At 68.9% G+C, this 5,967-nt stretch carries 6 protein-coding genes; all 6 read right to left on the reverse strand.

Features of this window, described 5'->3' with window-relative positions; translation table 11 throughout:
* Positions 1-1,100 (reverse strand): site-specific integrase (locus tag LLH00_12185; protein ID MCE5272025.1); only part of this gene is annotated, 1,100 nt, incomplete at its 3' end.
* Positions 1,101-1,368: 268 nt separating this feature from the next.
* The gene (locus LLH00_12190) at positions 1,369-2,106 is read right to left on the reverse strand and encodes a hypothetical protein (protein ID MCE5272026.1); all 738 of its coding nucleotides are present in this window, start codon (positions 2,104-2,106) and stop codon (positions 1,369-1,371) included.
* Positions 2,103-2,366 carry a hypothetical protein gene (locus tag LLH00_12195; GenBank protein MCE5272027.1) on the reverse strand — a complete coding sequence of 88 codons (264 nt, stop codon included), beginning with the start codon at positions 2,364-2,366 and terminating at the stop codon, positions 2,103-2,105. The genes LLH00_12190 and LLH00_12195 overlap by 4 nt, the downstream gene beginning before the upstream one ends.
* A gap of 53 nt (positions 2,367-2,419) precedes the next feature.
* Positions 2,420-3,070 carry a hypothetical protein gene (locus LLH00_12200; protein MCE5272028.1) on the reverse strand — a complete coding sequence of 217 codons (651 nt, stop codon included), beginning with the start codon at positions 3,068-3,070 and terminating at the stop codon, positions 2,420-2,422.
* 946 nt (positions 3,071-4,016) lie between these two features.
* Positions 4,017-5,135: a phage Gp37/Gp68 family protein gene (locus LLH00_12205; protein MCE5272029.1), complete on the reverse strand. Its 1,119-nt coding sequence runs from the start codon at positions 5,133-5,135 to the stop codon at positions 4,017-4,019.
* Between the two features lie 279 nt (positions 5,136-5,414).
* Positions 5,415-5,967, reverse strand: a 553-nt coding sequence (locus LLH00_12210) for a DUF3850 domain-containing protein (protein MCE5272030.1), incomplete at its 5' end; no start/stop codon positions are given.

Genomic DNA, 5,967 nt, shown 5'->3' on the forward strand with positions numbered 1-5,967 from the left:
TTCGAGCCTCCGTGCGGTTGGGCGCCTGGCTGCTCGCCACTTCCTCGCCCGGCCAGGCCGGTGCGCTCGGCGATGCGGAGCTGCGCACGTTGAACCCGTGACAAGTCAACACCTAGATAACGGATCGTCGTGTTGATGTCCTTGTGCCCCAGGATGTGCTGGATGTCCTGGATGGGCGTTCCGCACTCGGCCAGCCAGGTGGCGTAGGTGTGGCGCAGGCGGTGGGGCGTTAGGCGTGGCAGGCCCAGGGCCTCACAGGCACGGGTCAGCAGGTAGCCCAGCCGCGACGGGGTGACTGGAATCCCGCGGCGCGTGGCCACCATCCACCCCAACGGCTGGGCAATGGGCACCAGGTGCTCAACCAGCCAGGGCGGCAGCGGGCGCGGTGTGGCCTCGCCGCCCTTGGTGTCGCCCGGCGTGTAGGTGGCCCGCTCGAAGTCCACCCACTCCCACCGCGCCAGACGCGCCTCGCTCGGCCGAAGCCCCATGCCCAGCTGCAGGCGCACCACCAGGGCCAGCGATGGATCCCCCAGCGTCAGGCGGTCCACCTTGGCCAGGAACTCCATCACCCGAGCCGTGGGGAGCAGCGGCTTGGGCCTTCGCTTGAGGCGCGTCTCAGGCACGTCGAAGGGCACGGCACGGATCATCCGGCGGCGGACCGCCCATTTGCAGACCATCCGGAGGTAGGTGAGCCACTGGTTGCCGTAGGACTTCGCGTGCCAAGCCAGGAAGGCGTTGAGCTGCTCCTCCACCCGGGCCGTGCTGAGCTGGGTGAGCTTCAGGTCGGCGAGCTCGCCAAGATGCAGGCGCCCGAACCGCTCCACGTTCTCGATGTGGCTGGGGCTCTTGCGGAGCGCATGCGCCGCGACCCACAGGTCCACGGCCCGGCGGAGGGTCGGCTCCGGTTCCTCGCCTCGCGCCCTGCGCTTGGCCGTCTCATAGGCATCCAGGGCCACCTGCTCGGCCTTGGCGCGGTTCCGGAGCGGCTCGCGCGTGGTGCGCTGGGTCCGGACGCCGCCCAGCCGGAAGCGGAAGTGCCAGCGCTCGGCCAGGGGGATCATCGTCACCGGGCCGGCCCGGTAGCTGCGGGCCTCGGTCATCGCGGACCTCCAATTGGGTCTACGCTCTCCTTCGGAGTTCCATTTTTAGTGCTTTCCTTTTCTTCCGCGAAAGCCTTTTCGGAGTTGAGATATTCACCAACTTTAGGAGCTTCTTGCCTTGTTTTGAATTCAAGGCGCGTGAAACGTGTCCCGCGAAATCCCGGAACGCGTTCGCACATGCCGTCATTGCTCGATCCATTTGCTCTCGGAGTTCTGGTTGTACGACAAGGGCCATAAGGCCTCCGTGGGATTGGGATTATTATTATATTCATTTGGCCGTCCGCATCGCCTGGGCCAGCGCCTCCTTGAAGAGCCCGGCGAACTTCGCTTGGATCACCGCCTCGACCAGCTCGTAGAACCGAAGGCGCGGGTGGTAGGAGGGGCGCTGCTGTACCACGATGTAGATCGGCTTCACCCCGTGCGCCAGGCGCTGGTAGATCCCCAGTGGGAGACGCCCACCACCGGGCCGCCCCATGAAGTACCGCGCCCGCTTTGCGCCGGCCCGCTTCTTCGAGCCCTTGGTCTCGTTTTCGTTCACCCCGGAATGGGCATTGGCCTGCACCTGGCTGAGTACGGCCGTGGCCACGCCGTTCCGCACGTTGCCGTAGGCGTCCAGGGGTGCGCCCTTGCCCGGCACCACGGCCATGCCGGCCGGGAGCAGTCCGGCGAACCGCAGGGCCCGCTCGAATCGGGTCTCGTTGCGCTGGCCGCCCTCCACCTCCGCGAAGAGGTACCGGACGGGCGGCGTGCCCTTGGCGGCCTCGTCCTGGAGGTAGACCTTGGCCACCGTCTCGCCCTTGCGGGTCATCATGATGCGGACCGACCGCTTGGTCAGCGGGTTGGGACGGTCGAAGGCCCGCGGGATCTCTTCCTTCACGCGGGCCTGGGCCGCCTGGGCGCTCCGGGTCAGCGCCAGGGCTGTGGCGTAGGGCAGTTGGTCCCGCTCGGCCGAGCTGAGCCAGCGGGTGAGGCGGTTGACGTCCGAACTGACGCTGATCTGGATCATGGAGTCCTCCGCTGGCTGACGAGGTTGTGCACGGTGTGCTGGCTGAGGCAGGTGATGAGGCCGGCGGCCCGCTCGGCCGCCACCAGGGGCACTTCGGGCAGTTCAGACCGGATGCCGGCCACCGCCAGGCGGGCCTGCTCGTGACGGATCAGACGGAGGAGGGTGCCCTGGATCCCCACCTGGATGGCATCCATGGCCGCACGGTCCGTCTCCACCAGCGCCGCATGGCGCAGGCCCGTGGCCCGGATCAAGTACGGCACGTCGGAGAGGGCCTCCCAGGCTCGCCAGTTCGGATTCGGGTTCAGATCCTGGCTCACCGCTCACCCCCTGCGGCGGCCTTGAGGTCCAAGGGGAAGAGCCGCATGTCCTGGCCCTCGGCTTCGGCGGGTGGCCAGGTGCCCAGCAGGCGGCTGGTGAGGGCCTCGCCGTAGAAGGCCTCCAGCGCCGGCTGGGTGTCCAGGTTGCTCGTCCAGAGCAGCGCCCTCTGGTGCCGGTAGCGGTAATCCAGCACCCGGTTGAGCACCGCGCGGGCCGGGCAGTTCCGGCCCTCCGCCCGCTCACGGCCCAGGTCATCGAGCACCAGCAGCGGCACCTCCTCCCACCAGCTGACGCGCTGCTCCGTCCAAGCCTTTTCGAATCGGTTCCGAATGAGCAGGTCCGCCTCGTCGTGCCAGTTCACCCAGGCGATGCGCCGGTCACGGGCCAATGCACCATCGACCCAGATCAATCGGGCCCGGGCGGGGTCTGGTTGGGATCGGACGATGGACTCCACCTTGCCGGCCAGCAGATGGACCAGGGCCCAGGTCTTTCCGGTTCCAGACTTGCCCACCAGGCCGAACCCCTGCCGGCCGAAGGGTGGCGCAGCGTGGCGCGGCGCGTGGTCCAGGGCGGCTAGCTCGGCCGGGGCCAGGCCGGCCGCCGCGAGCAGCTCACGGGTGCGGGGGTGGAAGGAGCTGAGCGTCATGCGTCACCTGCGCGGAGGAGCTTCCGGAAAGAGGGAGCGGGAGAGGTGCGGGGCTGGAGTGGTGACACCCGAGGAGGGCTCGCCCTGGTGCCCCCCGAGTTCTGCGCCCGCTCGAGCCAGCCCATGGCGAACCGCCCCATGCCCTTGAAGGTCTTCCGGCGGTGGGTGTTGGCCGGGTCCTGAAGCCAGAGCAGCATCTTGCGAGCCTCCGCCAGCACGTCCACCCCGGGAAAGGCAGCCCGCCACTCCGCCAGGCGGCCCTCAGTGATGGTCCACTCCGGTGCCCCATGGCCCACACACGGGAGCCTGAACACCACCGGCGTGGAGTCGGCTGCGGCCGGCTCCGTGCAAGAGTCTTTTATGGGAGCGGGTGCGGGAGCGGGTGCGGGAGTTGGTGCGGGAGCGGGTGCGGGAGCGGGAGCGGGAGCGGGAGCGGGTGCGGGTGCGGGTGCGGGTGCGGGAGTGCGGGCATTCTGCTGGCCGTTTGCTTCTGTTTTCGAGGTTTCGGAAGCAAGTGAACGTCCGTTTGCTTCACGTTTGCTTCCCGTTTGCTTCCCACCCTTCCGCCCGGCCTCGGCCCGGAGTTCGGAGAGGGTCTGCCCACGCTCCACCCGAGCGGCCTCTCGCACCATGCGCTTGGCTACGTAGGCTGGCGCATGGTCGTACAGGTCGTGGCATCGGTAGCATCCGGGACGGTCGGGCGCCTCCTCGATGAATCCGGCGCGGCCAGGGCCGCCCGCATCGAGTAGGGCCTGGCACAGTGCCCCGGGCGTGCCGGGCCACTGAGCCGCCGCCTCGACGTCCACCACGTCGCCCAGGTAGGGCTCGCCGTTCTGGTAGCAGACCTCCCACATCAGCTCCAGGCAGCCCAGGGCGAGCGGAGGGCTCTCCAGCAGCCGGGCCAGGCGCCGGAACTTTGGGTGCTGGGTCAGGCCAGGACGAGCCATCAGCCCACCTCCGGGAACGCGAGGTGCTCCACGCCGTCCAGGAGGCGGCCGGCGGCCTTCTTGCCGTGGCGCCCCATGACGGCAGCGTCCTCGGTGGGGACGCCTGTCCAGTTGCTCCAGGAGCCGTCGTCGTCCACGATCCAGCACGCCCCCTCAGTGCCGTCTCGCTCGATCCAGGCATGGGCATGTCGCTCGGCGCCGCCATGGGTGTAGTGGGCCTCGTTGACGTAGGGTGCCCACTCCCCCCACTGCTTGAAGAGGAAGGGCACCCCCGCCGCGGCGCACTGGTCCCGCAGGCTCCGGGCCCAGTCCGGGTGCATGGGGCGGGCGTGGGGGCCGGACTCCCCGCCGCAGATCACCCAGTGGATCCTTGGCAGCGGCTTCCCTGTCACCTCTGGGCAATCAGGGCAGTCGATCCCCGAGTGGATGGCCCCGGGCCGCGTCAGGCAGCACCGGCCATCGAGGGTGTCTTGTGGGATCACCACCGGGCCCAGCATCGGCTCACAAGACAGGAACCGGACCCGGGCGGGCACCTGGCGCAGGGCCAGGATCCGCTGGTCCGCCCGCTCCTGGTCCTCCACGGTGGTCCCCAGCCAGACGTTGGCGGGTGCGTTGCCCTTGTGCCAGGCAAGCAGCCAATGCAGCAGCGGGGAGTCGCCATGGCCTTGGGCCGCGAGGTCATCCATGGCTCTCCAGACCAGCCTGTTCACCATTTCCGGCCGCTTGGTGAGGATCAACCAGTCGAGGTTGGGCGTCTGCCGGATCACGTCCAGGGCCTCGAGGCGGGCGCCGTCCAAGTCCCGCCGATCCTCAAAAAAATCCGCCATGGAGTTGGTGAACACCCGGAACCGGCGCCCCTCGGCCGCGGCGCGGCGCTCGTAGCGCATGGCCTCCCGGCGGGCGGCATCCACGCGGAGGAGGCGCGGGGCATGCGGGCCCCAATGCCCAGGCGTTTCCCCAACCACCATGCCTTCATGGTTCTCGATGGGCTGGTGCTTGTAGAATCGGGCGTCCTGGCTTTCCGCGTAGCAGTGAGCGCAGGCCGGGCTCACCTTCGTACAGCCGTGCCAGAAATTGATCGTATGGTCGCACCACTCGATGGCGGAATTTTCAGCCATTGGAGACCCCTGCTTGGCGCGGCTTCATGGGGTGGTGACACCATGAGGCCGAGGAGGAACACATGGAAAGGGATGTGAAACCGACTGGAATCAACACCAAGGAGCGAGTGCTGCGCTTGCTGTGCAAGTGCGGGCACACCTTCGAGCAGGGCTTCTCGCAGACCTTCAGCCTTCCGGATGGAGGTGCGAGGTGCCCGCGGTGCAAGGCCTTCACGAATTTCTGGTCGGAGGACATCCGCGCTTGGGCTGAGAAGGCGCGGGCGGTCGGAGAGTAGCCCATTACGCCCTCCCTTCCACCAGCTGGAGCAGGGCCACGGCGGCCTCGCCCATGGCCTCCTTGGCCTTGGGGGCGTGGCCGAGCAGCACCAGGTCGCGGGCCTCGCGGGTGAGGTCCAGGGCCTTCACCAGGCGCCCACGGGCCTCGGGGCCGGTTAGGGCTACGAGTTGCCGGGCCGCGGCCAGCAGGTGGTCCTCGGCGTAGCCCGAGGCCGTCCCGAACCCCTCCACCTCCGGCACGCCCAGGGCCTCCGCCAGCGCGGTGACGAACCGGCCCCAGCGCAGCGCATCCGCCCGGAGGCGGTGGGCCTCGGCCTGCAGGTTCAGCAGCTGGGGCGTGAAGGTGGGCAGGCCGTAGCCCAGGCCCAGCACCACGTAGCCGTCCAGCAGCCCGTAGCCGGTGGTGATGCAGGTGATGGGCACCGGGCCCAGCGCCTCGCCCGTGTAGGCCTTCAGGCCCGGGTCCCACTCCCGCTTGAGCACCAGGTCGCCGTACTTGAAGTCCCGGTCCGCCCGGCGGATCGTAAAGGCCTTGCGGCCGGCCTTCGCGATCGCG

Source organism: bacterium, from assembly GCA_021372515.1.
Lineage (GTDB): Bacteria > Gemmatimonadota > Glassbacteria > GWA2-58-10 > GWA2-58-10 > JAJFUG01.

Coding starts and splice junctions, on each gene's coding strand:
- LLH00_12190 (MCE5272026.1), bottom strand. CDS start 2,106: ATGATCCAGATCAGCGTCAGTTCGGACGTCAACCGCCTCACCCGCTGG.
- LLH00_12200 (MCE5272028.1), bottom strand. CDS start 3,070: ATGACGCTCAGCTCCTTCCACCCCCGCACCCGTGAGCTGCTCGCGGCG.
- LLH00_12205 (MCE5272029.1), bottom strand. CDS start 5,135: ATGGCTGAAAATTCCGCCATCGAGTGGTGCGACCATACGATCAATTTC.